Annotated in this window: 25 protein-coding genes; 4 read left to right on the plus strand and 21 right to left on the minus strand. The window is 63.9% G+C overall.

From position 1 onward, the window contains the following. Positions 1-133: 133 nt before the first annotated feature. The 8 genes from ACPYO6_RS14980 to ACPYO6_RS15015 all read right to left on the minus strand — a co-directional run bounded on the left by ACPYO6_RS14980 (position 134) and on the right by ACPYO6_RS15015 (position 10,626). Positions 134-1,720 carry a hypothetical protein gene (locus ACPYO6_RS14980; protein ID WP_425715574.1) on the minus strand — a complete coding sequence of 529 codons (1,587 nt, stop codon included), beginning with the start codon at positions 1,718-1,720 and terminating at the stop codon, positions 134-136. Positions 1,721-1,787: 67 nt separating this feature from the next. Next, entirely contained in the window at positions 1,788-2,147 is a 360-nt protein-coding gene (locus tag ACPYO6_RS14985) for a transposase (protein ID WP_425715575.1), read from the minus strand. 151 nt (positions 2,148-2,298) lie between these two features. Beyond that, positions 2,299-3,477 (minus strand): glycosyltransferase family 4 protein, encoded by a 1,179-nt coding sequence (locus ACPYO6_RS14990; protein ID WP_425715576.1) that lies wholly within the window; start codon positions 3,475-3,477, stop codon positions 2,299-2,301. Between the two features lie 50 nt (positions 3,478-3,527). Beyond that, positions 3,528-4,832 carry a hypothetical protein gene (locus tag ACPYO6_RS14995; RefSeq protein ID WP_425715577.1) on the minus strand — a complete coding sequence of 435 codons (1,305 nt, stop codon included), beginning with the start codon at positions 4,830-4,832 and terminating at the stop codon, positions 3,528-3,530. 207 nt (positions 4,833-5,039) lie between these two features. After that, the gene (locus tag ACPYO6_RS15000) at positions 5,040-6,170 is read right to left on the minus strand and encodes a lipopolysaccharide biosynthesis protein (protein WP_425715578.1); all 1,131 of its coding nucleotides are present in this window, start codon (positions 6,168-6,170) and stop codon (positions 5,040-5,042) included. A gap of 77 nt (positions 6,171-6,247) precedes the next feature. Next, complete coding sequence (locus ACPYO6_RS15005) at positions 6,248-7,441, minus strand: glycosyltransferase family 4 protein (protein ID WP_425715579.1); 1,194 nt, start codon at positions 7,439-7,441, stop codon at positions 6,248-6,250. Between the two features lie 214 nt (positions 7,442-7,655). Beyond that, the gene (locus ACPYO6_RS15010) at positions 7,656-8,807 is read right to left on the minus strand and encodes a DegT/DnrJ/EryC1/StrS family aminotransferase (RefSeq protein WP_425715580.1); all 1,152 of its coding nucleotides are present in this window, start codon (positions 8,805-8,807) and stop codon (positions 7,656-7,658) included. Continuing rightward, positions 8,800-10,626 carry a polysaccharide biosynthesis protein gene (locus tag ACPYO6_RS15015; RefSeq protein WP_425715581.1) on the minus strand — a complete coding sequence of 609 codons (1,827 nt, stop codon included), beginning with the start codon at positions 10,624-10,626 and terminating at the stop codon, positions 8,800-8,802. Before ACPYO6_RS15015 ends, ACPYO6_RS15010 begins: the two co-directional genes overlap by 8 nt. A gap of 202 nt (positions 10,627-10,828) precedes the next feature. Here ACPYO6_RS15015 and ACPYO6_RS15020 point away from each other — a divergent pair, with 202 nt between their 5' ends. Beyond that, positions 10,829-11,803 (plus strand): WD40/YVTN/BNR-like repeat-containing protein, encoded by a 975-nt coding sequence (locus ACPYO6_RS15020; protein WP_425715582.1) that lies wholly within the window; start codon positions 10,829-10,831, stop codon positions 11,801-11,803. 343 nt (positions 11,804-12,146) lie between these two features. Here the strand turns inward: ACPYO6_RS15020 and ACPYO6_RS15025 are convergent, their stop codons facing one another. From ACPYO6_RS15025 to ACPYO6_RS15045, 5 genes are all read right to left on the minus strand, one after another. After that, on the minus strand, positions 12,147-13,265 hold the full coding sequence (locus tag ACPYO6_RS15025) for a hypothetical protein (RefSeq protein ID WP_425715583.1): 1,119 nt from the start codon (positions 13,263-13,265) through the stop codon (positions 12,147-12,149). A 249-nt stretch (positions 13,266-13,514) separates the two neighbouring features. Next, positions 13,515-14,165: a NeuD/PglB/VioB family sugar acetyltransferase gene (locus ACPYO6_RS15030; protein WP_425715584.1), complete on the minus strand. Its 651-nt coding sequence runs from the start codon at positions 14,163-14,165 to the stop codon at positions 13,515-13,517. Beyond that, complete coding sequence (locus ACPYO6_RS15035; RefSeq protein WP_425715585.1) at positions 14,166-14,771, minus strand: sugar transferase; 606 nt, start codon at positions 14,769-14,771, stop codon at positions 14,166-14,168. A gap of 99 nt (positions 14,772-14,870) precedes the next feature. Next, positions 14,871-15,380: a hypothetical protein gene (locus tag ACPYO6_RS15040; protein WP_425715586.1), complete on the minus strand. Its 510-nt coding sequence runs from the start codon at positions 15,378-15,380 to the stop codon at positions 14,871-14,873. After that, positions 15,377-15,757, minus strand: coding sequence for a sterol carrier family protein (locus ACPYO6_RS15045; RefSeq protein WP_425715587.1), 381 nt, complete (start codon positions 15,755-15,757; stop codon positions 15,377-15,379). Before ACPYO6_RS15045 ends, ACPYO6_RS15040 begins: the two co-directional genes overlap by 4 nt. A 124-nt stretch (positions 15,758-15,881) precedes the next feature. On the opposite strand from ACPYO6_RS15045, the gene ACPYO6_RS15050 reads away from it, so the two are divergent. Both ACPYO6_RS15050 and ACPYO6_RS15055 read left to right on the plus strand, forming a co-directional pair. Next, entirely contained in the window at positions 15,882-17,003 is a 1,122-nt protein-coding gene (locus ACPYO6_RS15050) for an acyltransferase family protein (protein ID WP_425715596.1), read from the plus strand. 64 nt (positions 17,004-17,067) lie between these two features. Then, positions 17,068-18,432 (plus strand): PQQ-binding-like beta-propeller repeat protein, encoded by a 1,365-nt coding sequence (locus tag ACPYO6_RS15055; RefSeq protein ID WP_425715588.1) that lies wholly within the window; start codon positions 17,068-17,070, stop codon positions 18,430-18,432. 64 nt (positions 18,433-18,496) lie between these two features. Here ACPYO6_RS15055 and ACPYO6_RS15060 read toward each other — a convergent pair whose 3' ends face one another. From ACPYO6_RS15060 to ACPYO6_RS15095, 8 genes are all read right to left on the minus strand, one after another. Beyond that, complete coding sequence (locus ACPYO6_RS15060) at positions 18,497-19,120, minus strand: hypothetical protein (RefSeq protein WP_425715589.1); 624 nt, start codon at positions 19,118-19,120, stop codon at positions 18,497-18,499. Then, on the minus strand, positions 19,117-19,668 hold the full coding sequence (locus tag ACPYO6_RS15065; RefSeq protein ID WP_425715590.1) for a hypothetical protein: 552 nt from the start codon (positions 19,666-19,668) through the stop codon (positions 19,117-19,119). The genes ACPYO6_RS15060 and ACPYO6_RS15065 overlap by 4 nt, the downstream gene beginning before the upstream one ends. Before the next feature lie 337 nt (positions 19,669-20,005). Further along, positions 20,006-20,668, minus strand: coding sequence for an RES family NAD+ phosphorylase (locus ACPYO6_RS15070; protein WP_425715591.1), 663 nt, complete (start codon positions 20,666-20,668; stop codon positions 20,006-20,008). Continuing rightward, complete coding sequence (locus tag ACPYO6_RS15075; RefSeq protein WP_425715592.1) at positions 20,665-20,961, minus strand: hypothetical protein; 297 nt, start codon at positions 20,959-20,961, stop codon at positions 20,665-20,667. The genes ACPYO6_RS15070 and ACPYO6_RS15075 overlap by 4 nt, the downstream gene beginning before the upstream one ends. Before the next feature lie 279 nt (positions 20,962-21,240). Further along, complete coding sequence (locus ACPYO6_RS15080) at positions 21,241-21,879, minus strand: nucleoside/nucleotide kinase family protein (protein ID WP_425715593.1); 639 nt, start codon at positions 21,877-21,879, stop codon at positions 21,241-21,243. Further along, positions 21,872-22,774 (minus strand): sugar phosphate isomerase/epimerase family protein, encoded by a 903-nt coding sequence (locus ACPYO6_RS15085; RefSeq protein WP_425715594.1) that lies wholly within the window; start codon positions 22,772-22,774, stop codon positions 21,872-21,874. Before ACPYO6_RS15085 ends, ACPYO6_RS15080 begins: the two co-directional genes overlap by 8 nt. A gap of 1 nt (position 22,775) precedes the next feature. After that, positions 22,776-23,744, minus strand: a complete 969-nt coding sequence (locus ACPYO6_RS15090; protein ID WP_425715595.1) for a nucleoside hydrolase — start codon at positions 23,742-23,744, stop codon at positions 22,776-22,778. Continuing rightward, positions 23,741-24,514, minus strand: coding sequence for an ATP-binding cassette domain-containing protein (locus ACPYO6_RS15095; RefSeq protein WP_425715597.1), 774 nt, complete (start codon positions 24,512-24,514; stop codon positions 23,741-23,743). The genes ACPYO6_RS15090 and ACPYO6_RS15095 overlap by 4 nt, the downstream gene beginning before the upstream one ends. 61 nt (positions 24,515-24,575) lie before the next feature. Between ACPYO6_RS15095 and ACPYO6_RS15100 the strand changes: the two genes are divergently transcribed. After that, positions 24,576-25,883, plus strand: a complete 1,308-nt coding sequence (locus ACPYO6_RS15100) for an ISL3 family transposase (protein ID WP_425713489.1) — start codon at positions 24,576-24,578, stop codon at positions 25,881-25,883. The last annotated feature ends 6 nt before the right edge of the window (positions 25,884-25,889 follow it).

A 25,889-nucleotide genomic window follows, 5' to 3' on the forward strand; every position in this document is an offset into this window, starting at 1 on the left:
CCCCCGAATGTGACGAGCCGATTATCGAGAGAGAGAGAGAGAGAGAGAGTGCCAGGGCGGCTCTCACTGTTCCGGCAGGCGCCCTTTCGCCATCAGCCTGACTAGCCCATCCACCCCGGCAATCCCCGCTCTCCTAGTTCGTCGATTTGTTTGGAACAAGATAGTGCGGTCCAACCAAGCCCACATGCACCTTCTTCGTGGGGCCATTGGTGTCGTCATAAAAGTAGACGCGGGGCGCGAGACTTCCTCCACCCTCGGAGATCTTCAGGTGCGCGAGCATAGTTGTTTCGCCCGACGGATCAATATTCGGGTCGACCCCAAAGACCCTGGCCTTGCTCAACCTCTCATTGTTCTGAACCGTCTCGCTCTCGGTCATTGAAAGCTTCTTGCTCGTCGCTGGCCATCCGAGGAGCGGACCCGAGGCACACCAATCCCAGAACCCTCCCCTGTCCCAACCGCCTGCACGATCCTCCGCGTAGGCGGCGAGGGCTCGAAGACCGCGCCAGGTCTTGTTCCCCCAGTTGTAAGCCTCAGGCGCAGTATCGATATCGTCGAGCTCCCGGATCGCCGAATCGGGTAGCACGAGCCACTCAGACAAATAGGCCTGAGCAGCCATAGCGGCTTCCGAGGTGTCCTGCACCTCATCTGGAACTGAACCTGCTTCCTCGTGCTGGGTCCCCCACAGCAACTGAGACTGGCCGCTGTCGATTAACGCCTTCTTGAGACGGGCCAGGTGACCGTTCGTGCTGACGAGCTCGCGCTCCAGCGCGCTCTGCTCGTCGCGTGCCATCTCGAGCTCAAACTCCCAATGCTCGCGGGCATCGAGGAGGTCCCTACTGGGGATCATTCCGTCGAGAACATCCGCAGGGAGCCCATTCTGAACGCCGAAGACGCGGAAAACTTCAGGTACTCGACGCCTGGTCGAGAGCTGCGAGACGGAATAGACGATCCGATCAACGGTGGCCCGCGTGGACTCTTCCAGGCGGGGCCGAAGGTAGTAGCGGTGCCTCCACCCTTCAGACTCTGCAGTCACGACGCCGGGTGCGTATACGCGCACGCCACCGTCCCAGATAGAAAGCGGACCGAACTGGCTTCGGAATGCCCTGACCGCCGCCCGGTCAAGCGTGATCACCGCAGCGACTCCCTCCGAACGCGCCGCTATCCTCCCAGCGGTGCGCAACCATGACCCATCGTGGCTGCCGTTCGGTTCGGCACAGACGATGATCGGAAGCGTCCGGTTCGCGTCCGCGAGCATCTCGGTTAGCACGGCGATCCCGTTCACCGGCAGCGCCAGGGGTTCGATCAGCACACCGCTGCCACCAGTACGCGGTTTCTGGGCCGCCTCCAACAGTTCGTGCACGATCTTCGGTCGGCCGACGGAGACTCGGCGCGCGAGGTCGTCAGAGGACATACTGAGTTCGACCAAAGTGTGGATGCCTTCATCGTCGGCAACGACCCGAATCGTCGTCACCCACTCGGTCGAGTCACCGGGGACCTGGTCGGTCGCAATGACCTCGAAAGCCTCCGAGCCGATCGATCGAACGGACACTCGCCTGCGCCGTCCCTGAGAGACCTTGAACTCGCCCCGGCCTTCCAATAAGGGCCCCGGCTCATCGGACTCCTCGACCCATCCAGCAACACGAGCTTTAAGCCCGTCGATCGTTCCGGGTTCGCGTGCCGACGCGACGTCCGACCACACCGCCAGGTAGAGAACGCTCAAGCATCTCACCCTCTCCGTTGTTTGAGTGTCGAAACATTACGAGCTATCTCCCGCAGATGGGATTACTCTATCCGCTGGATCCGATGCGCGCGAGCGACCGTGGAGTCGATCGAAACAACAAGTCGATGACACCTCCCGCATCAGCCATGGCGGTGAACGCTGCAAGGATCATGTCCCAAACGACAACCACTGCCATGCGGTGACGCCATGTCCACACCGCCTGCCACAGCCCGTGCGTCTCGGGCAGGTCCAACCACGCGATTACGCACCGGTAGCGATTGATGAACAACTCAATCAACGCCCGAGCATGCGCGAACAGCCGCCCCCAGCTTCCCTTCAAGCCAAAGAGTGCCTCCGCGAAAAACGACCACTGAGCACCCAAGAGCATCTGATAGCTAGAGACAAACTCAGGTCCTCGCCAGGCCACCAGTACTACTCTCACCCACGCTCTAGTCGTCTATAGGGCCGCACCGGGCGATTCACTCGCATTCTACGCCCCCACGTCCCAGAATGCGACAAGACCTATTCGCTACCTGGTGAACTCACCCACATCCATCTTTCCACGAATTGGGGACATTTCACCCAAGGCGCGGATTTATGCGCCGCGCACGATCCAGGACCGATTCAAGCGCACGAATTCCCGCCGACCTAGAGAACCTCGACTCCACCAGGCCCCTGCCGCGCTCAACCCATTCAGCACGCTGCTCAACTGTTGCAGCCCGTACAGCTTCAATACATTCAGTCAACTCATCAATATCCCCAAGACGTCCGCATTCGTTATCTGCCATAACGTGCCGGAGCGGAACCTTCGCGTTACTGACCACCGGAAGTCCCGCACCTAGATAGTCGAACACCTTATTCGGGCTCATCCCCAAACGAAATACAGGATAGGGAGAGATCGAAAAGATACCAGCATCACAATCCGCAAGGACATCAGCCAGATCGTCCTTGGGTACCGGCGCACGGAATTCCACGTTGCGAAGACGCTCTCGCTCCACTCGTTGCACGGCGGCACCTTTCGAAGCACCACCCCCAATTAGCAGGAAGTCAACTTCCGGAAGCTTCGCGGCGGCGTCGATAATATAGTCGATCCCATTCTTTGGGCCATGACTGCCCGCGTACACTACCTTAAACCGCTCCGACCGCCAGACCCCAACTTCGACCTTAGGCTCTCTCCGCAAACGCGCCAAGTCTGCACTGTTGGGCACCACCACAATGCGACTACTTTCAATACCCATAGCGCCATAGTGTTCCTCCCAGCCGGGAGTAACCACAACTATCGAGTCGGCAGATCGCGCCAACACGCGCTCAAGCCAACTCAATACGATCTCCAAGAGACCGCCCTCTCGGATCACACCTGCATCAACGATTGACGCTGGCCATAAATCACGGACCTCCAGCACAAACGGCACCCTTCTCAGCTTTGAGACTGCAAGCCCCGACAAAGCCGAGAGGAGATGGGGCGTAGAGGCATACACCACGTCAGGATTGAGCCGAAATGCGGTCAGCGCACTCTTGAAGCCGTAAACCACAAAGCCAAACACACGTCGAATGCCATTTGAATTGTACTTTGGCAAACGAAGCAAAATGAAGCCATCGGCGTCGGGCACAAGTTCCTGCGTTTGATGCGTACGATCAGAAGTGATGATAACCGGTGACCACGTCGTTAGACCGCCAAACAAGTCGGCATGCCGACTGCCCGCGCCGACACCCGCGGGCATAGCATATTGATTAATCACAACGACGACATTGTTCACGGCGTTGGCCCTAGAATTGGCGCCAAATCCTCTTTTCCTACGAGCGCTTTTCACCATCTTCTCCTACCCATTTGCCACTGCCCTCCGATTGATGGTCCCGATTCAGAACTTTCGAGTGATTGGCACATGTCAGCAACAGCCCACGACTCACGAGGAAACAAAGCTAGCACTACCACCGCCACCGCCACACCATGTGTCAAGAGAGATGTGGGAAGCCCCGAATTCGATAAGGTGATCGCGGGCATTAACAAGACCATCGCAGGAATCACCGGCCTCAGGCCGTGTGCTGCGTAATCCATTGATACTAGAACGACCGCGAGCACCACGACAATAAGCGCCACCCCGACCCAACCAGCATTCGCGTACCCATGCGCAAACACATTAGCGTTCATTGAAAGGCCCGGGGATCCGGTGACCTTCTCCCCGATTATCATCATATAGGACCCGTCGTATGGGTAATCTACCCACCCTGAAAGTACTGAGTTACTCAGATACAAGCGAGGATTGACGTTGAAAAACTCCACATACTCGACCGTGATCCGCCCGGGTGCTACCAAGAATCGTCGCACAAGAAGTGACGTGAATAGTATAGAACCCAGTACCCTGTCCGCAGCCATCGTAAAAACAGGAAGTGCGGCCGCCGCCCAAACAAGTAGAACAGATCGCTGCTTCGATGAACGCCCGACTGCCCATCCGACGATGAGAATCGCTGGCACCGACAGCAAGAATGTCTTCAGGCCAGTAGTAGAATACAGCACAAACTGCCCGAGAGAACCAGCCAACACGATCGGCAGGCGCCGCTGCAAGGTACCCGCAGCCATAATCACCGGATTAATGACATTACCGAGCCAACCAATCAAGTAGGCCGCTAGTCCACCCGCTCCGGTTAGGTTCTCCCGGTACTCATCGCGAACGTCATAAACATCCAGGATTCCCACCAATTCGAACCGCAGACCCACCGAAACTGCTATGTACAGGTACGACGCCGAAGAGAATACGCCCAGCAGAATCCAGAATGTCGTTCCGCTCGGACGCCATCTCAGCAAGCTTCGAGGCGCACCGAACCATCGCAGCAACAGGCAAGTCGAGATAAAGGCAAGCCCAATTCCGATGGATGCTTGCATTGCCGTAACAGGTGACACAGTGCCAGAGTAGTGGCCAATGGTAATTGAAGGAACGCCGGCAATTATGTAAAGAACCCAGATCACAAATGAGGATGGCTTTGAGATTGCGCGCGGTAGCGCTAACGCGGTAACCGCGCAAATCGCCAGCGAATAGAAGTACAGATCATACTCGGGTGTGTGATAGGTCGACCCCATGTAACCGAACGCGGGAGAAACGTAGTCCTCATACACCCAGTGCAATGTCAATGCATAGACCACAGCCGAGCAACCAATCAACGCGTCTCGGACCACCGCACCTAGCGTTATAGTCCTACGGATCCCGAAACTCCGTAGCTCGCCTGTTGCGTCCGCACGCAGCCGCTCCGGCGACGGCATGCTGACGTTTCCCCCAGTCATATGCATTACGCGTCGAGCATCCGGTCCATGCGGCTCCATAAACTACTCCTCATCGCCGATACGCCCGATTGCGGTCCATACTTGCATAAGTAGCAAACCATATACGGGAACGTGCATCAGAGAATAGACGCCAATCGCGTAGGTGAAAGATTGGCCAAACGCAGCTGGCAATGCGATCGCACCTGCGAACAGTAGCAGCCTCACCAAGTCCCACACCAGGAGCGATCTGCTCGCACCCACGACATTCAGAAGCTGTGAGAACGGAGAAGCTACGAACTGCCCGAATGCCCCGACCGACATGATTGCCATCAGTACGCCAGCTCCGCGCCACTCTCCTCCCATTAGAGTGGTGGCGATCCACGGGCCTGCGAATCCAACTATAAGGCATGGCACCAGGCCTGCGATCGCAAGCTCCATTGAGGCGCGAGCTATGAAACGGCGAGCTCCAGGCTGCCTCCGTCGGACAAGTTTGCCGACTTCACCTATCGAAGTTGCTCCCGCGGCCCTTCCGATCACCGCCAATGGCGACACGAGCAATCTGAGCATCATCGCAAACAGTCCAGCTTCCACCGAGCTATACACGGCAACTATCAAGAGCACAGGAAGCTGACCAGCGGCACTATTGATAAGCGCTGTGGTTCCAGCTACGACTGCATACCTCCAGTGCGACTTGAAAGTGACCAAAAGAGGTTCTACGTTGGTAAACATCACCCCGATTCCCTTGATCCAAGTAAGTCTCGATACAAGAAAACCCACGGCTAGCGTGGCGCTAGCTGGAGCCGCTAAACCAAGGATGTATTGCGTGGAACCCATGGACGCACCCTGAGCGAAATTGTTCGTCGCCAGGGCCAGATACCGCCTACCGTAGACCAACTGTGCCGACCTTACGAGTTGCACACTGCCGATGTAGACCATCGGCGCGCAGAATAGCCATACGATGTCAGCACCGAGAAGGACCGCTACAGCTGAGAGTATGAGAATCGGAATGGATACAATAGCTGCGACGACTAGCGCCAGACGGAATAGCGGCTTCTCTGAGCCCTCAATACCATGCGCTCGAACTTCCAAACGTAACGTCGAAACCCCGATAAATACGGAACTGAGCGCTAGTACCGCCGCAAACTCTCCGTATGTTGACGGGTCGTAGATCCGAGCGACGAGGATCGTGAACACAAGTCCGATTAGATGGCCCGATGCGCTTCCCGCCAGAACGATTCCGGTCGATCGCCTGAACGATGAACCCGACACTGCTAGCCGTTTCGTTCGGTTCGTTCAACCATCGTCTTTTCGCCTTTACCAGAGCAAGCGACGTTACTGCTGGGCTTCGTACCTAGCAGAGTGTCAACCATCTTTATGAGGGACGCAGCTTCGACCTCGAACGTAAATTCAGTTTCGAATCGCTGACGTCCTCTGCGCCCCATCGCTCGTGCTTCTGATGGGTTCTCAATGAGCCAATCCATTGCTTGCGCAATCTCCGCAGGCTCATTCGGATCCACAAAGATTCCGCAGTCCTCCCCCACGAGTCTCCTCCAGTAGGGGAAATCACTCGCGATGAACGGGCGGCCGGCGGCCATGTACTCGAATAGCTTCGTGGGCCTTGACTCGAGGTGATTCTTTGTTGGATGAAGCACTACTAGCCCGGCGATCGAATCGGCGATTACTCTGGGAACCTTCGTTGGGTCTACCCGCCCAAGATACTTTACCCGGGACTCAGCGTCCAGAGTTGCAAGGGAGTCCTCGTTCTGGCCAGGGCCAGCAACGACGAGCCTAGCTCCAGATCTGCTTATCGCAACAGCCTTGCACATTTCCGACACTCCTCGGATGCGGGAGACAGCCCCAACATAGGCGAATGTGCGATTATCGGGCGCATCGACCGGTTCCTCGTATGCCCTTAGCCAAGGGTAATTCTGCACTGTTGCTACCAAACTTCGACGGTACTTGTCGACGAAATCTGGTATCGCTACGACAACGCCGTTCATTCCTAGGCCAGCTACAGCCTGAATGTACTTGCCGAATACAGATGCAGGCTTCTTTGCCCATGAAGGAATATATGGCTTGTTTCGGATCTGTAATTCGAGATCTTCATGTGCATCATATATGACAGGTGTGCGGTGGAGGGCGCGCCACAATAGTCCGAAAGGTATTAGTTCCGGATCATGCAGGTGTACGAGCGACGGATTCTGGCTCCGTAGCTTTCTCCATGCTATTACTGGCGCAATGATCATCCGTTTGAGACGTCCCGGGACGGTCGGGATCGCATGAACTTCGACATCGTTCGTGGTGAAGTCGTGATCCGTTCGCGCAATTAGGGATACTTGGAATCCCGCCCCGGCCAATGCGGAGCATTCCTTATACAGAATCCTATTATCGGTAGCGGGGTGCGCCGTCGTAACATGCACTACATGGGCTCTCGAACGAGCAATCTGCTCGCGGTTTCCTTCCACCTGGTTCTCCCTTCTGCTGAAACATCCGTGCCGCTTCGCGGCATATGCGTCCGCTACTTAAATCCCGCTCCCGTCGATGACTGCTCTCGACCTGAAGTACGGTCGAAATGTGATTGGTCATTTCACCGGCGAGTCACATACGGATTTCAACCAACCCTGCTCAATGCAAGTTCCGATGGGTTTCAACATTCGGAGTCTAGTTTTGCTGCACCACCTACTCCACCAAGTCGATAAATGCATGCACGCGTTCTTGGATTCGATTGAACTGCTCGGTGGTGAGTGAGGATCCGCTGGGCATGGAGATCCCAGTCCGGTACAGCCTTTCACTCGTCCCGTCGAGATAGCTGGTGCACTTTCCGAATACTGGCTGTAGATGCATTGGCTTCCACAGCGGTCGCGCCTCCATGTTGGCTTCGGCAAGGTGCTCGCGCAGCTGGTATGCGTCCCACCCCGCAGCAAGGGGGTCAACGAGCATCGAAGTAAGCCAGAAGTTATCGTGGTCGCCGCTTACGTCGTTAGCGCCATCTGGCTGTCCGAAGATTTCGACGCCAGGCACATCGGTGAACATCTTCCGATACCGTAGCCTGTTCTGGCGTCTACGCTCGACCATTTCGTGAAGGCGACCCAACTGTGCGCGTCCGAGTCCTGCCAGCAAATTGGAGAGTCGGTAGTTGTAACCAATGTCCGTGTGCTCGTAATATGGCACGGGCTGGCGCGCCTGGGTCGCGAGGTAGCGAGTGCGATCGGCAAGGTCGGCATCGTTGGTGACCAGCATTCCTCCACCAGATGTCGTCATGATCTTATTGCCGTTGAAGGAGATGGCTGCGGCGACACCCGGTTGGCCCGCAGGTCTGCCGTCGCGGACTGCACCGAGCGATTCTGCCGCGTCGGACAGGACCGGGATGCCGTACTTCGCAGCCAATGGCTCTATCTCGGCATAGTCAGCAGGCTTTCCGAGCAGGTCGACCGGGATGATCGCTCCGATTGTTGACCCAAGCCGGCGTTCATCCTCGATCGCCTCCTCGAGGAGCGCGGGCGACATGTTGCCGCTTTCATCGCTGTCGACGAACACGGGCTCCGCGCCCGTGTATGTGATGGCGTTTGCAGTGGCTGCGAAGGTCATGCTCGCGGTGATGACTACCTGCCCTGGCCCAACACCCAGATTGATCAACCCGAGGTGGAGCGCTGCGGTACCCGAGGAGAGTGCCACCGCGTGATTGCGACCGACAAACCGCGCGATCTCCTCCTCGAACGCATTGACCTCCGGGCCGAGCGGTGCGATCCAACCGGAGCGGAATGCCCGCAGGAGAGCCTGTTCCTCGAGCTCGGTGACGTCCGGTGACGAGAGGAAGATGCGGTCAGCCACGTGCGATTGCTCCGGTCTGTTGCTCAGGTGAGGTCGTGGGATTCTCGGGCACCCTGCGTCCCGTATCCACACCGTTCATCAACTCGGCTCGGTGCGCCGAATCGAGAGCTGACGGCGCGAGGGGCGGCACAGGAACCTGGGAGATCAACGGGTGGTTCGAGCGGGAGGCCGTCTCCTGGTCGCTGAGGAGCACCTCGTGCATCTTCTCGTTCGGGCGGAGCCCCGTAAAGACGATCTCGACCTGCTTCCCCGAGGCGGCGATGAGGCGCTCGGCGACGTCGAGGATGCTGACGGGCTCGCCCATGTCGAGCACGAGCACCTCGCCGTCGTTCCCGATCGCGGCAGCCTGGATGACGAGCTGGGCTGCCTCGGGGATCGTCATGAAGTAGCGAGTGATCTCCGGGTGGGTGACCGTCACGGGCCCGCCCTTCTCGATCTGGCCCCGGAACGTGTGCAACATCGAGCCGCGTGAGCCAAGCACGTTGCCGAAGCGCACCGAGATGTAGGTGCCCTTCGCCTGCTCGCCGTACCAGGACGTGAGCTGCTCGGCGATGCGCTTTGTCCGACCGAGCACGCTGACCGGGTCCGCGGCCTTGTCGGTGGAGACGTTGACGAACTGCTCGACGCCGAACTCCTCGGCGACTCTAAGAACGTTAAGCGTGCCGAGGACGTTCGTCTTCCACCCTTCCTCCGGGTAGAGCTCGAGGAGCGGCTGATGCTTGAGTGCAGCCGCGTGGAAGACGACCTCCGGGCGGTGGGCTCGGAACACCTCCCGCAACGAGTCTTCGTCCCGGATGGACACGAGCACCATGTCTTGGGTGTCGAGCAGCGCCTTGCCGTAGATCGAGAGCTGCACGGAGTGGAGCGCAGACTCGTCCCGGTCGAGCAGGGCGAGCTCCGCCGGCCCGAAGCGATGGACTTGCCGTGCGAGCTCGGAACCGATCGACCCGCCAGCTCCCGTGACCAGGACGCGCTTGCCGGTGAGGTAGCCGGCGATCGAGTCAAGGTCGAGGTCGACCTGCCGCCGTCCGAGGATGTCGGCGATATCGAGCTCCTTGACGTCGGACAGGCTCACGCGCCCGCCGACCATCTGCCTGACAGGGGGCAAGATGAGGAACTTGATCCCTGAGTCTTCCGCCAGCTTGGAGACCTCGCGGATCATCTCCGGGGTGGCCGCCGAGATCGCCATGATCACCGTGGTCGCGCCCGTTGCCCGCGCGGCATCGGAAAGATGGTCCCGGCTACCGAGGACCGGCACGCCAGTGAGCACGAGGTTCCGCTTGCTCGGATCGTCATCGATGAGGCCGACGGGTCGGAACGGCGAGGCGGCATCCATCTTCAGCAACCGCACCAGCTGGTAGCCCGCGTCTCCGGCCCCGTAGACGAGCGCGGGTTCGGCGTCGTCCGGGATGATTCGACCGCGCGACCGCCAGGCGCGATACCCCCACCGGGCCGAGGCCATGAGAAGGAGGGCGAGTGGCGGCGCGAGGAGCGCGATCCCGCGCGGGAAGTCGCTGATCGGGCGGATCGCGAGGAACGTCGAACCGGCGATGAAGCTGGAGATGACGACAGTAGTGATGAGGCCGATGATCTCGTCGAAGCTTCCGATCCGGTAGCGGCCCAGGTAGAGCTTGAGCACCGCACCGGCCACGAGCTGGCTGCCGCACGCGAGTGCTGCGTAGACGGCGATCCAATTCCACTGGTCGGTCTCGAGGTAGAAGTCGTACCGCGTGAGTACGACGAAGACGATCGCGATCAACCATGCGGCGACATCCCACGCCGCTCTGAGTAGGCGCCGGACGAACGGATGGAGGTCCATCGGGTAGACGACTCCTACTGACCACACAACAGGCCATCGACGAGGGGGGGTACTGGCATCGTAATCACCCTCCACTTCACCCCCGCTCGATTGAGACGCATGAAAATGGCTCCTCGATCACGCCAAGAACTCGTCCGGGGCTGCGCACAATTTCATAACAGATCTGGGTCGCGGACGGATGCGCTCCCCTATGCTCGACGCCATGTCCTCCAGCGCGCGCCGAGTCCTCCTGTACGCCGGGCTCGGCGCCCTCGTGGTCCTCAACGTCGTCCTCCTCGCACTCCTCCTGACCAGGGACGTCAGCGCCGAGTCGGTCATGGGCGATGCCTACACGACACCGACCGCCGGCTCCGTGACCGACGAGTCGCCGAGCGACGAGGGCACGACGCCGGCCGAATCGCCGTCGGACGATGTCGTGGAGGGGCCCACCGAGTCGGAGTCAGACGCGCCTGCCATCGATGTACCTATGCCAGAACCGGCCGAGCGCCTCATCGCGAGCGCGAGCGGCGACGTCGCGTGGCGGGCGATCGTCGGCAGCTGCGAGGCGCCGGGGTCAGTCGAACTCACCACGGACGGTGGCGCGACCTGGTCGCCGGCCGACGTCGGTGGTCTTGCCCCCGTCTCCCGCCTCAAGGCCATCACCCCGGCCGCTGTGTTCGCGATCGGCGGCGTGGATCCCAACTGCTCCCCCACCTACGCGGGCTCCGTGGACGGCGGGAACAACTGGGAGCAGGCGCCCGAGCTCGCCCAGGGCAGCTGGTACATCGACCCGAGCGACCGCGCCGTGCTCGGCACGTCTGTCGGCGAGGTCGACGCCCCCTGCGAGGTGGCCGGGCTCGCCGGCTTCGACGACAACGCCGCCGCACTGCTGTGCACCGACGGCAGCCTCACGGTCTCCAATGATGGTGGCGCCTCGTGGACCACGGCCGCCGAGGAGACGAACGCCGTGGCCATCGGGCTGACGCTGCAGGGGTACGTGCTGGCGGGGTCCGACGAGGAGTGCGCGGGCACGCAGATCTGGACGGCGGGGGTCGAGGGTGACACCGCGCCGGTGGGCTGCGCCGAGGACGTCCAGACCGAGGCGGGGCAGACGGCCGTGTCTGGTGCCGGCGGTGCGATGTGGCTCTGGGCCGACGACGAGACGCTCGTGTCCACCGATGGTGGGTCGACCTGGTAGTCGCGCGGCTACGCCACTAGTTGGTTGGCGAAAGGTAGTCGGCCCGCGAGACCGCACGTGGCCCGCTCAAGGCCGCGGTGGATCACGCGAGCCATGACCGCGACGAGCAAGATGACGACGAAGATCCCTCAGGAACCCGATCCACATCAAGCGGCAGGGCCGTACGGCGGCGCCCCACGGCAGTCGCCTACCGGAACTACCTCATCCACTTGCCAGGCGCAGATCCATCAGTCGAACCCGCCCAGACACATTGACCCCAGGTCGCACATGCGTCCACAAGGTCGGTCCGACGGGCCACGATTGGCCAATCAGTCATGCCGTGGTGTTCCGGGAGGGCAATAGATTACGCGGCACGACTCTCGTTCACAACCTGTCTGCGCTTACCTGACTTCAAGACAGGAAAATCATCCACATACCGCACCTCGAAATCGGCGCCAGATCCTAGATGCTCTGTAAAGTCACGCGCGATCTGCGCCTCGTCGGCGAGTGGCGCGTCGACCTGCAGGCGCAACTCATACTTCGCATGCGCTGTCTGCGCCAACTGGAACTGTCTGATCTCCGGGTACTTCCACACGCTCTTGTAGAAGACAAACGGAGACACGTGATTTCCGGAGGCATCGGTAATGCGGTCCAGAAATCTTCCCTCGATTGAGGCGAGCCTCGACGTGTCGGGCTCACCGGTGTCCTTAACGGCGAACCTTCCGACGTCGCCGGTGTCATACCTGATGATCGGCATGCCATAGTTCCGCAAGTCTGTCACCACGATACGGCCGACCTCACCCGGCCCCGCAGGCACATCCGCATTGTTGTCAAGCACCTCAACGACGACACCCGAACGATTCAACCTATACCCACTAACACCACCGACGGATTCCTGGCCGATCACACCGACCTCTTCCATCCCATACCGCGACACCGGAAGGACGCCAAAGTGCGCCCCCATCCGATTCCGCGTCTCCTCGGAGAGCGGTTCCGACTGAGCGATGATCGATTGAACCTTTGATACCTGCGGGCAATCTGGCGTTCGGGTCACATAGGCGGCGATCTGGTCAAGGGCTGATGCGTAACTGATGATCGCTGCAGGCTGCTTCAATTCCGCTAGCTCTGAGATGAAGCGAGCGATCTGATCGTCCGACAGCTTCACTACGTCGACCGGCCGCGTGTTCCGAATGAGGTGTCGCCAACGAGGCTGCCTGTTCCGCTCACTCCACACTTTCAGGTTATACAGCCGCATTCCGACGTCAAACCCCACCTCGGCGCCGAAATAGATCGTCTCCGCATTGCGCCAGAACCTCTTCCCACGGTCCTGCAAAACCCGCAACGGGGTGCCTGTCGACCCGCTTGTCGAAGCGGTCACCAGATCGTCAACGCTGAATTGGCTTGACACAAGATCGTCGGTATGATCACGCAAGTATGCCTTGTTGACTACCGGAAAATCTTCGAGCGCGCTCCCCGGCAGCATTGACTTATAAGCAATAGTAGTTGCCCGTGCATGCTCAAGGAGTCGTCGTAGTGCGCTGTCCGCAGCGTCATTACCGAAACTACTCGAAGTCATCACACGCCTCATGTGCGCGACGGCCCGAGCAGTTTGCCGTCCACGAACGGTGTCAATCAATTGGAACGCTGCACGGCGACCTATCTGCAAATCCAAGGTTCTCTCACCTCTGGTTTGTACTTCCTGCTAACGAGTCTATTGACTGTGGTACGACTGTCAGGATTCACGTGGACGAGGTCTGGCTGGCACTCCTACCGCCACCACGCCGGATGGAATGTCACGCACGACACCAGCAGCGGCGCCAATACTGGCGTCAGTTCCCACTGTAATTCCCTGGATGATGGCGGCACCCGTTCCGACAGTCACGCCGTCGTCCAGGTTGACGCTTCCGGCGATGTTGGCCCCAGGGTATGCAGTGACGTAGTCAGACAGCTTGGCATCGTGACCGATCGAGCAGTTGAAGTTGAGATGCGTGTGCCTACCGATCGATATGTTGGTGCCCACACTAGTGTTCGAGCACACGACCACACCGGGTGACAGTCTGACGTTGCGCCCGAATGTCGCACTGGGGTGCGCGGCAATCACGGGTTCCCTATGCAACGACGTCGCCCACTTGTCGATTCGGCGGCGAATATCCCCCACGCCAATGCCGATGAGATAGCCAACTTCCGCCGGGAGTTCTTCGAGAGTCGTCACCGGACCCAGCAGCTTGGAACCGCGCTCATCGAGCAAGCGTTCATCGGGCTCACCGTCATCGAGAAACCCAAGCATCTCGAACGTCGGCGCCACCGCATTCATGGCTTCCACGACGTCGTGCGCGTGGCGACCGAAACCACCAGCTCCGATTATCACGATCGGCCGGGACATCTACAGCGCACCTTCCGAAAAGAGCGTGGTCCCGCCGCTTGCCGAGTATGTTCCCTCACGGCCTAGCACTCGACGAGCGGTCATCCCAATAATTTGCATGTCCAGCTTGTTCGACCAGTTGTCGATGTACCAAATGTCGAGCTCGATTCGCTTGGCCCAGGACAACTCGTTCCTGCCATTCACCTGAGCCCATCCTGTGATGCCTGGCCGAACCTCGAGTCGGCGTCGCTGTCGTGGGGTGTACTGCTCTACTTGGTAGCCCAAGGTCGGACGGGGGCCGACGAGGCTCATGTCTCCTTTGAAGACATTCACCAACTGCGGCAGCTCATCGATACTGGTCGCCCTCAAGGCACTGCCCACCCGTGTGATTCGGGGATCGTTCGCCGCGATACCCGGTCCAGATTTCGACGCATCCTTCGTCATCGTGCGCAGTTTCAGAATTTCGAATGGTGCTCCATCGCGACCGATGCGCTCCTGCTTGAAGATCGCGGGCCCGTCGCTCTCCATCCGAATCGCCACGGCGGCCACTGCGACAATCGGTGCAGCGGCAACGATTCCAAGGGTCGAGAGACCAACATCGATCACACGCTTTACCCATCTGGCCATGACGCAAGCCTATGCCCAGACACTCGTCCTGTTGGCAGCTTCACCGCTTGGTCAGGAACCTTGGGACCCGGCGATCCGCACGCGCCCGGTCAGCGTTGTTCAGCCAGCGAGGCCGCGCGTCGCCCGCTCGCGGCGGCGCAGCGAGCGGCGATCGAGGACGTACGCCACGATCGCGCCCAGCAGGATGCCCAGCGGCCCAAGCGTGAGGACCAGCAGGCCGATCGCGTTCGAGTCGCTCAGCTGGTCCACGTAGAACTGGCTGCCGCCGACCTGCTCGGCGTAGCCCTCGTCGAACGACTGCCCCTCCGTGAACACCACGAGCAGGATGCTGACGAGGATCCCCAGCAGGAACCCCGTCCACATGAACCGGCCGTACCGCGGGGCGCTGCGGATGTGCCCGACCGTCGTGGCGGCCGGCTTCTCGGGCTCGGGCGTCGTCTCGGGCTCGGCCGGGTCGTCGGTCACGTCCTCGGACTGGGCCTCCGGCTCACCCTCGGACTCCTCGGGGCGCGACGCGGGGTCGGCGGCGGGCGGGTGCGCGTCGTCGTCGGGAATGGTGGGCTCTCCCCCGGCGGGGCGCGGGGTGTCGGCGGGGTCGGGGGGAGTCACCGGCTGAACCTACCCCGGCGCACGAGCGGCAGGCACGCCGCGAGATCGGCCCGCTCACCGGAGGCCGAGACCCGGTTCGCAGCCAGGGCCTCGTCCCAGGAGACGTCTCCGGACGCGAGCTCGAGCCACGTGGCCGGGTCGGTCTCCACCACGCCCGGCGGCGTGCCGCGTGTGTGCTTGGGGCCGGCGATGGCCTGGACCGCGCCGGCCGGCGGGACCCGCACCTCGAGCGCACCGCCAGGGGAGGAGACAGCCAGCTCCTCGAGCGTGAACCGCACCGCGGTCATCAGATCGGCCCGCGAGATCGACCCCGCATCCTCCTGCCAGGCGCGCACGGCCGCGAGCCCGATCGTGGGGTCGATACGGCGGCGGGGCATGGCTCAAGGGTAGATCGGGCAGTGGCGGGCCGGGCGTGGGGGTTCGTCGTCGGGCGGTGTGCCCTTGGGCACGAGGGACTGCGGGGGCTCGGCGATGGCCGTAGCGTGTCCGCCCGTGTCGAGCATGAGCGGCGGGGGCCTAAGTTCCGCGGGTGGGCGGGAGTTTCCGTCCCGCCTGCACTCGTTGACCGGACTGCGGTTCTGGGCCGCGCTGCTCGTGGTGATGTACCACCTGAGCGCGCAGGTGGGGCAGGTGCCGGTGCTCAGCTACCTCACCGCGTTCGGCCGCACCGGCGTCACCTTCTTCTTCGTCCTGTCCGGGTTCGTCCTCGCGTGGACCTACCTGGATCGGCCCGTGCGGTTCTCCGTGTTCATGTGGCGGCGGTTCGCGCGGCTGTGGCCGCTCGTGCTGGTCACCGGGGTGATTTCTCTGGCGATCTACTGGTGGATCGGTGCGATGCCCGGACGGGGCGAGGCGGCGTCGACGTTCCTGTTCCTCCAGGCGTGGCGGCCCGAGTGGGCGAGCGGGGCGAATCCCGCCTCCTGGTCCCTCAGCGACGAGTGGTTCTTCTACCTGCTGTTCCCGGCTGTGCTGGGGCTGGCCGCTGCCGGGAGGCGGTGGCGGGCGGCGCTGTGGGTGGCGTGCGCGGTGGTGCTCGTCGGGCTGTGGTGGGTGTTCGGGACCGCCGGCTGGGCGGGGTTCTGGCTCGACTACTTCCCGCCGTCGCGGCTCGTGCAGTTCGTGGTCGGGGTGCTGTGCGCGGTCATGGTGCGCCGGGGCGGGCGGTCGCCGGTGGGGTACTGGGTGGCTGTTGCTCTCGTGGTGGTGTTCCACGCGGCGATGGTGCCGTGGGAGCGGGCCGTCGGTGATGGGGCGGCGTTCGGGCCGTACTCCGGGTCGCAGTGGTGGTCCACTCCCCTGTTCGCGCTGCTCATCGTGGCCGCGGCGCAGAACGACATCGACGGGCGGCCGACCCTCGTGCGCGACCGGGTGTCCGTGCGGCTCGGGGCGTGGTCGTACGCCTGGTACCTCGTGCACGAGCCCGTCATCCGGACGTGGAATCAGGTGGTGCCGGACGGGTTCGGCCATCACGCGATGGGGGTGGGCCCGGCGTTCGAGTGGGTGTACCTGCTGGTGCTGACCCAGGTGGCGGCCTGGGGGCTGTACACGCTGGTCGAGCACCCGGCGGAGAAGTGGTTGCGCGCGAGGGGGCCGCAGCCTGGTTCTCGGCCGGTCGGGGCCTGAGGGGCGGGCTGCGCAAGGGAGAAGTGCCCATGGAGCCTGCACTGACGCTCGATAACCTCGGGATGTGAACGACTCCCCCACCAGGTCTGGCCTCCGCATCGGCGCGGTGCTCGCGATCGTCGGGGCGGTCCTCGTGGCCTCGACGATCATCTGGGGCTGGGGACGGTTCGCCTACGGCGCCGGTGTCCTGCTGGCCGTCCTGGGCGTGACGGCCCTGATCACGGAAGCTGTTCGTCGTCGTGCCGTCGCCACCGTCCTCGCGAGCACCGCTGCGGTGATGCTGACGGGCGGGGCGGTCGTCGCCGTCAACGGCGCCCCCAGCGAGTACGAGGCGTGGGACGACCCCGGCGAGGACGCAGACGTGGTGGACCGCAGGTCGGTCCGGGTCGGCGACCTGTACATCGCCGACGGCGCGGCGTGGGACGTCGCGACCGGCGATGTCGCGTGGTCGATCGAGTTCACGGACTACGCGATCCCGTCGGCCGTGTCCGATGAGCTCGTCGTCTTCGCGACCGCCGATGCGACGGTGGCCGTCGACCCTACGAGCGGCGAACAGGTATGGACCGCCCCGGTCGGCGGATTCGGCATCAGCCATGACGGCGACGTCATCGTCATGGCCACCAACGACGACGACGCTGTGGCCCTCGGCCTCGCCGACGGCGAAGTCCGGTGGAAGCGGCCGGGAGCACCCACGCACGAGTGCACCAACGACCGCAGCAGGCGCACGGACCGGCCAGCGACGGAGTCGACCGCGGTGCTGATCGGGCCTAACGACTCCCCCATGAGCCGGGAGTGGCGGGTCCTCGACGTTGCGACGGGCGAGGTCACCGTGACAGTCGCCAACTGCGATCACAAGGCCCGATTCGTGGGCGGAATCCTTGTCGAGGAAGGCGGCGACGATCTGGTCGGCAGGAGCATCACCGACGGCACGGAGCTCTGGCGCACCGAGATCGACCGCCCCTGGGTGTGGGAGGGCAGCGGCAGCACGATCGTCGTCCCACCCAGCTCTCGTGCAGCCGACTGGGCCGGGGTCGACCTCATCGACGTCGAGACCGGCGAGTCCGAGCGGGTCCGCCCCCCCGCGGGCGTGCTCGACCCGGACGCCGGACGGATCGAGGTGCTGGAGTGGCAACGGCAGGACGACGTGTGGGTGCTCGTCCCCGGCGAGGAGGGGCACACACTGTGGAACCCCATCAGCGACGAGCTTGTCGAGGTTCCGGACGGGGTGAATGTCGACGATGTATGGACCCTTGGCGGCTGGTCGTGGCTGTCGCTGGGCGGCGAGATCCGCGACGTCACGGGGCACGAGAGGCCTGTCTGCTGGGCGATGGCACCGGACGGGGAGCTCCACGGGCCGGTCACCGGTGAGGGGTGCCAAGCATCGAACGGGCTCATTGAGACGGAGGACGGTGTGTTCCCGGTCGAGTAGGTGGGAGTGCGCTCAACCCTGCGGCGAGGGAACGGACTTCCTCCCGGCGAGTGGGCGCTTCGCGTCACTCGAGTTCGGCGAGGCACTCCTCGTCACCCACGCTGAACGGGGTCTCCGTCTCGGACCGCTCGTCGCCGTCGAGGGTGAGGAGGGACGAGATCCGGGCGACGAACTCGCCGCACGGCCGGTCGTAGGTGTAGGAGAACTCGACGGCGTGCCGGCCGCCCGCGGGGACGTGCGCCGTTCCCAGGCTGGCGGTCACCCGCTCGCCGAGGTCCTCTCCGTCGACGACGTTGCCGGCCTCGAACACCTCGACCCGGTACCAGCGAGGGAACAGGTCCGCGGAGTCGTTCGTGACGGTGACGCGCAGGTCGAGCGCATACGGGCGGACCGAGGAGGACGCGCGCCAGCCCTGGTCCCGCAGCTCGGGCACGACGGTGGCCGTGACGTCGTCGGTCAGCTCCACGGTGAACTCGTCCCCGGCGACGGCCGGGGTCGCGGCGTCGCCGCGCGGGAGCAGCACGAGGATGGTGAGGGCGAGGACGAAGGTGAGGATCGCCGTCGTGACGAAGGGACGGCGCGAGGGGGTGGTCGACGTGGCGGGGGTTGTGTCGTCAGCGGCGCCCGGCGGGGCGGTCGTCTCCTCGGGGGCGGCCGCATCGGGGGCGGGGCGGTCGGCGTCGGTCATGCGTCCTCCCCGGGGTGGGCGGCGAGCGTGTACTCCTCGCCGCCGACCGTCAGGTCCACCTCGTAGTGCGCGGCGTCGCCGGACGGTGGCTCGTAGGTGAGGTCGATCCAGTACGGGTCGATCGCGCGGATGGTCCCGCCGATGCTGTCGAGCGTGGCGCGGGAGGAGTCGGTGGGGACGAGCTCCTCGCGCTCGCCGGAGTCGTCGACGGCGAACAGCCCGAGCTCGAGCCCCTCGAGGTCGAGCCAGTCGTCGGCGGTCCCCTCGTTGCTGTCGAGGGCCACGTCGAGGGTGAGGTAGCGGTCGCCCGTCGGCGCCGCGAGACCCGGGATAGAGGAGGGCTGCCGGACGTCCCAGACGGAGACGAGCGAGACGGGGCCGGGGGCGAAGGCGTCCTCGTCGCTCAGCGAATAGCCGGTGGTGAGCTCCTCGGGGTGGTCGCCGCGAATCAGGCCGATGAGGAGGAAGGCGATGAGCGCGGCCGCGGCGCCGGCGAGCACGCCGAGGACCGGTTGGCGCCAGCGGCGGCGGGGGGACGTCGTCGTCATGAGCCGACCGTAGGGGGCGTGAGGGGGCCGGCCCAGAGGGAGCGCTGCCCCCGGTAGAGGTGCCCGCTCGCCTTCTGACGAATGAGGGGAGATTCCCTCGCGAGTGAGGGGATTTCCCGGCCTCTAGGACATATAGGCGTCGCCACACCCCACGAGATCAGGTGAAACGGATGAGACCAGAGGCAATATCATCTGATCTCGCAGGCTTCCCCGGGTCTGGTCGAGCTGCACGTCCAGGCGAGCCCAGCGGGATTGGTGTTCGTCGTCGGAGGCGCCAACCTGGCGAGAAAGGTGCTGATATCCGCGCAGAGATCGAGAACGACCGCGATACGGGAGATCAGTTCATCGTCAGTCGGAAGGCCGAAGCGACGCGGGCGAGCGCCGGGTCGTCCAGGGCGATCTCGCCGGCCGGTGCTGCGTCCACGACCGGCGTCCCGTCAAAGATTGCCCAGCACTCGAAGTCGCCGGTGCGCGACATGTACCGCAGACCGGAGTAGAGAGGATCGCCGTCGTCGTCGGCCTGGGCATAGGCCCAGGACGCGATCGCCCGTGTCAGGAGCCGATCGGCCCCGCGCACGTGCCCGACATCCAGGTGCTCCACACCAGCGGGCAGCACCAGATCTCGGTCGAGCACGTTCCAGGTGTCCTGATGCTCGACGTCGACGAACGGCAACGCCGCTGGTGTCGCCAGCTCGAATCTACGTCGCGTCTGTCGCCAGTCAGCAGCGATCGAGCCGGGCCGCATGTGCTCGCCACCGTCCTCGGCAAGTTCCACCATCGCCGGCGAGGGTCGAAGACGCGCAAGCACCTCCCGGTAGCACCCCTCGATATCGGTCGCCGCGTACAGCACTCCCCCACCGACGACATCGAAGCGGTTGCCCGCGTGCGGCGACAGGGCTTCCGCCGGGTCGATGAAGGAGAACTCCGTGCCCTTCCCCAGCCGAGCGACGCGCCAGATGCGGTCCGGCGCTTCGACAGTTCGGGGGTGGATATCGCTCATCCCCCGATGGAGAAGGCGCGTGCCGCAGACATCGCGGCGCGGACGTCACCGTCAGCGATGACCTCGGTCGGGCTGCGGTCCTCGAGCTGAGGGTTCATCCCGATGAACCATGCCCGCACGACGTGCCGGGAGTCTCGCTCGACGAGGTGCTGAAAGATCTGAAAGGCGCCTCGGAGCTTGCGCTCGACCTCAGGCTGCGGGGGGCGCTGCGTCCCCTCGGCCCACCGGGACACCGTCTGCGGCGACTTGCCCACCATGAAGGCCACCAGCTTGGGCCCGAGGTTCTCGTTCAAGTACTCGACGATCTGTGCCGTCGTCCAATCCTCCGGACGCGCGCCGGACATCGTCGAGTGAGCGTGAGATCGGCTTCCATGCGCCGATCGCGGGGACACCATGACGGAACTCCCTCCGGGCCGGGACGCCATCATCGAAACGACTGATAGACGAGTGAGTTCCGACTATACTCCGACGCCTGTTTGACGTCTATGCCTCGAGAACCCGCACGGCCGGTCGCCGGCCCACGAGTCGCTCACTCGCTAGCGCGGGGCAGTCCGCCGTCGGAGCGCGCAGCGTCAGCCGCCCTGGACCACGCGGTCGGCCGCGTGCTTCCGCGCGAGGATGGCCCGAGCGTTCGGCTCGTCGACGTCGCGGACCCAGGCTGCGGCGTCGTCGGGGGACTTGCCGAACTCCACGTGGCGGGCGACGAGGCGGTCCCGGCGCAAGGCATCGGCGATGTCGATAAACCAGGTCTCGGTGAGGACTGAGGTCAGGCGGTCCCACGGGGCGGCGTCGGCGAGGAGGTAGTTGCCCTCGGTGATGACGAGGTCCGCGGCGGGGTCGATGGGGACGGCGCCGGCGATCGGCTGCTCGAGGTCGCGCTCGAAGCCGGGGACGTAGACGACGTGGTCCGTGGCGGCGGCCGCGCGCTCGAGGGCGGAGAGGTAGCCCCAGCCGTCGAAGGTGTCGATGGCGCCCTTGCGGTCGCGGCGGCCGAGGCGGTCGAGCTCGACGTCGGCGAGGTGGAAGCCGTCCATCGGGAGGAGGGCGGTGCGGATGCCGCGGTCGTGGAGACCGGCCGCGAGGGCGGCGGCGAGGGTGGACTTGCCCGCTCCGGGGGCGCCGGTGATGCCGAGGATCGGGCGGGTGGGGGATTCGGCGGACCGAGCGCGTTCCACGATGGCCGCCGCGAGCTCGATGAGGCGGTCAGTCACGGGGACCACTCACTGCCAGGTGCGTCGTCAGGTACCGGTGAGCGTGAGCAGCGAGATCGGCACCGTCGTCCCAGAGGTCGCGCCAGACGGCGAGGTCGTCGGAGAGGCCACGCGCAACCACGCTCGATGAGAACGACTCAAAGGTGATCGGCCCGCTGTAGTTCACGTCCGCAAGTGCATGAAAGAAGCCAGGAAGATCGAGATGCCCCGACCCGAGATATCCGCGGTGGTTTTCACCGACATGTACATAGCCAAGTCGGCTACCGACCTCGAGGACGGGCCGCACAAGGTCATCCTCCTCGATATTCATGTGATAAGTATCGAGATGAATCATCACGTTGTCGCTGCCGATGTCATCGGCGAACCGCAATGCCTGACGAGCAGTATTGATCACGTTCGTCTCGTAACGGTTGCAGATCTCCAGACCCAGCGTCACGCCGAGCTTCTCTGCCTCGGACGCCAGCTCGCGCAGAGCCGCGACCGCATTGCCTCTCCCGTCCGGCGTCATCGCGCTTCCGTACTTCCCGAGCGCGCTGTAGAGGGCTCCGGTAAAGACCGTTCCACCCAGCGCGGCGGTGGCGGCCAGCGACTCCTGCAGGAGCGCCAGACCGCGTGCAACGACACCGGTGTCCGGGCTGGAGACGTCAGCATCGAACGCAAGTCCACGGGAGCACGCGACCTTGAGACCCGCCTCGTCGAGCGCCGCTCGCGTGCTTGCCACGTCGAGGTTCTCGAGGTCGTGCAGCGAGAGCTCGACGAGGTCGTAACCCGCCTTCGCAGACTGCGCGACGATGCTCTGGACCTCGTCGACCGAGGTGTTGCCCTCCCATACGAGGGCATGGATACCGAGCGGGTTGGTCGTGGTGGTACTAGCCATCAGGTGGTCTTCCTTCATGTCAGAGATGGGTGAAGAGCGTGTCGACCATGTGATCGACAACGCGAGGCCCGTCGACCTCGACGAGCGCACGCAGGTTGGGATCGCCGTCGCGAAGTTCGACGGTCTGGCCGGTCGTGAGGTCGCCGTTCGTCTCGACGCCGACCAACAGATCCTCAAATCGACCGAGGGCTCCGTCCGCCGCGACCGCGACGGCCAACGGGTCGTAGAGGACGCAGCCATCCGCCCACTCGAACATCGGCCGGTCGAGGTAGGTCGAACAGATCTCAGCGAGCAACCGGGTCGCGGTCGAAGTCGGTTCCCATGACCGGATCGTGTCGGCCGCCAGGACGACCCCGCTTGCCGGACTCGTGACGTCCAGGCTCACCATGGTCAGAGGCACGCCGGCGCGAAAGACTTGGTCGGCCGCCTCCGGGTCGAACCAGATGTTGCACTCGGCGACCGGCGTGATGTTCCCTCGCCCGTATACCGGCTCCCGTCCCAGCGCACCGCCCATGAAGACGATGGACTCGATCGCATCGGCGATGTCCGGGGCCTGCGCCAGAGCCTCCGCGAGGTTCGTCTGTGGCCCCACGGCCACGATCGTCACCTCACCGGGGTGTCGGCGGACCGTCTCGATGATGAGCTCGACCGCTGTCGGGGCTGCACCCGCATCGATCTGCGGGAGTGCGATCGCACCTTCTCTTCCCCGTTCGCCGTCGTACGCGTCGCGCAGCACACCAGGAAGATCTCGAGCGATCGGGGTTCCCCGTCCCACCCCTACCGGGATGTCCGGGCGCCCCGCGGCAGCCAGAACCGCAGCGGCTCCGCGCGCACCGAGCTCCGGCGGGCAGTTCCCGAATGTCGTCGTCACCGCGAGGAGGTCGAGCCGTGGGTCAGCAAGCGCCAGCAGGAGCGCAATGGGGTCGTCGGCGTCCGTTCCGGGGATCCCTACACCCGGATCGGTGTCAAGAATGATCTTCCGAGTCATTCCCCGGCCTCCGTGTCGTCGTGAACCGAGACTGCGCCGGTCATGATGGCCACAGCCTCGGCGGGCGTGTGCGACTCAGGGCTGATGACGCCGATGCGACGTCCGAGCCGCTGAATCTGGATGCGGTCAGCTACCTCGAACACGTTGGGCATGTTGTGGCTGATGAGGATGACTCCGATCCCACGGTCACGAAGACCGCGGACGACGTCGAGGACCTGACCGGTCTCGCGCACACCCAGCGCGGCGGTGGGCTCGTCGAGCACGACCACACGGCTCCCGAAGGCAACCGCGCGAGCCACCGCCACTGCCTGGCGCTGCCCACCCGACAGGGTCTCCACGAGTTGGGTGATGTCCTGGAGGGTGCGGATCCCCAGGGCATCGACCTTCTCTCTCGCCTCGTCACGCATGCCCTGGTGATCGAGCATCCGCAGGACCGACCCGAGCACCCCAGGCCGGCGCCGCTCCCGCCCCAGAAAGAGATTCGAGGCGATGTCGAGTGCCGGTGCGAGCGACAGCTGCTGATAGACGGTCTCGATGCCGGCGTCCTGCGCATCCTGGGGTCTCCGGAACTGCATCTCCTCGCCGTCGACAGTGATCGTGCCGGCGTCAGGCGTCTCAGCTCCGGTCAGACACTTGATGAGCGTTGACTTGCCGGCGCCGTTGTCCCCGATGACAGCCAGAATCTCGCCCGCGTAAAGAGGCTCTTCCGGATTGAGGGTGTAGACGGCCTGGCGCGGTGGTGAGCGAGGTGCCGGCGTGTCAGCGTCCAGATAGGGGTCGAGGTCTTCCGATGATGGGGGTTCTCACGCCACCCACCGGGAAGACCTCGACGTGCCTGACGCTACCTTCGCCCGCCCTGATCTGACCACGTTCGCTCGTCTGGACGAGCTCGGCTTGGAGGTCGTCGGCCAGCGCATCGAGCCTGGTCGGGCGGTCCTGGCCTGCAGGGTCGTCGAACCGGACAGCTGGTGCCGGCGGTGCGGGTGCGAGGGCGTCGCGCGGGACACCGTCACGCGCGAGCTCGCTCACGAGCCTTTGGGGTGGCGTCCCACGACGCTGGAGGTGAGGGTGCGTCGGTACCGGTGCACGGGCTGCGGGCACGTGTGGCGTCAGGACACGACCGCCGCGGCCGAGCCGCGCGCTCGGCTCTCCCGCCGCGGGTTGCGGTGGGCGCTGGAAGGGATCGTGTGCCAGCACTTGAGTGTCGCTCGTGTCGCCGAGGGGCTGGGGGTCTCGTGGAACACCGCCAACGCCGCGGTCCTGACCGAAGGACGCCGCGTCCTCATCGATGATCCGACCCGGTTCGACGGCGTCAGCGCCATCGGTGTCGACGAGCATGTCTGGCGCCACACCCGCCGCGGCGACAGGTTCGTGACCGTGATCATCGACCTCACCGCTGTTCGCGAGGGGACCGGCCCGTCCCGGCTGCTGGACATGGTCGAGGGCCGCTCGAAACACGCCTTCAAGCAGTGGCTCGCGGGCCGGCCGCAGGACTGGCGCGACGGGGTCGAGATCGTCGCGATGGACGGCTTCACCGGGTTCAAGACCGCCGCCGCCGAAGAGCTGCCCGACGCGGTCGCCATCATGGATCCTTTTCACGTGGTCCGCCTCGCTGGCGACGCGCTCGATGACTGCCGGCGCCGTGTCCAGCAGGACACCTGCGGGCACCGGGGCCGCAAGGGCGATCCGCTCTACGCCGCCCGCCGGACCCTGCACACCGGCGCCGACCTGCTCACCGAGAAGCAGTCCCAGCGCCTGGAGGGCCTGTTCGACGGCGACACCCACGTAGCGGTCGAGGCCGCCTGGGCCGTCTACCAGCGCATGATCGCCGCCTACCGCGTCCCCGACCGCGCACATGGTCGCCAGCTCATGGCCCAGCTCATCGCCTCCGTCAGCTCCACCGTGCCAGCCGCCCTGACCGAGCTGCGCAAGCTGGGCAGGACCCTGAAGCGCCGCGCCGCCGACGTGCTCGCCTACTTCGACCGGCCCGGCACGTCCAACGGCCCCACCGAGGCCATGAACGGCAGGCTCGAGCACCTGCGCGGCTCGGCCCTCGGCTTCCGCAACCTGACCAATTACATCGCCCGATCACTACTCGAGACGGGCGGATTCCGACCCCAACTACACCCTCGAATGTGAAGAGCC

The sequence above is a fragment of the Georgenia sp. Z1344 genome (assembly GCF_049856295.1).
GTDB lineage: Bacteria > Actinomycetota > Actinomycetes > Actinomycetales > Actinomycetaceae > JB111.

Bases quoted from the DNA above. Each gene is read 5' to 3' on its own strand.
- ACPYO6_RS15015 (WP_425715581.1), bottom strand. From the start codon at position 10,626: ATGGACCTCCATCCGTTCGTCCGGCGCCTACTCAGAGCGGCGTGGGAT.
- ACPYO6_RS15020 (WP_425715582.1), top strand. From the start codon at position 10,829: ATGTCCTCCAGCGCGCGCCGAGTCCTCCTGTACGCCGGGCTCGGCGCC.
- ACPYO6_RS15025 (WP_425715583.1), bottom strand. From the start codon at position 13,265: ATGCTGCCGGGGAGCGCGCTCGAAGATTTTCCGGTAGTCAACAAGGCA.
- ACPYO6_RS15030 (WP_425715584.1), bottom strand. From the start codon at position 14,165: ATGTCCCGGCCGATCGTGATAATCGGAGCTGGTGGTTTCGGTCGCCAC.
- ACPYO6_RS15035 (WP_425715585.1), bottom strand. From the start codon at position 14,771: ATGGCCAGATGGGTAAAGCGTGTGATCGATGTTGGTCTCTCGACCCTT.
- ACPYO6_RS15045 (WP_425715587.1), bottom strand. From the start codon at position 15,757: ATGCCCCGCCGCCGTATCGACCCCACGATCGGGCTCGCGGCCGTGCGC.
- ACPYO6_RS15050 (WP_425715596.1), top strand. From the start codon at position 15,882: ATGAGCGGCGGGGGCCTAAGTTCCGCGGGTGGGCGGGAGTTTCCGTCC.
- ACPYO6_RS15060 (WP_425715589.1), bottom strand. From the start codon at position 19,120: ATGACCGACGCCGACCGCCCCGCCCCCGATGCGGCCGCCCCCGAGGAG.
- ACPYO6_RS15065 (WP_425715590.1), bottom strand. From the start codon at position 19,668: ATGACGACGACGTCCCCCCGCCGCCGCTGGCGCCAACCGGTCCTCGGC.
- ACPYO6_RS15070 (WP_425715591.1), bottom strand. From the start codon at position 20,668: ATGAGCGATATCCACCCCCGAACTGTCGAAGCGCCGGACCGCATCTGG.
- ACPYO6_RS15085 (WP_425715594.1), bottom strand. From the start codon at position 22,774: ATGAAGGAAGACCACCTGATGGCTAGTACCACCACGACCAACCCGCTC.
- ACPYO6_RS15090 (WP_425715595.1), bottom strand. From the start codon at position 23,744: ATGACTCGGAAGATCATTCTTGACACCGATCCGGGTGTAGGGATCCCC.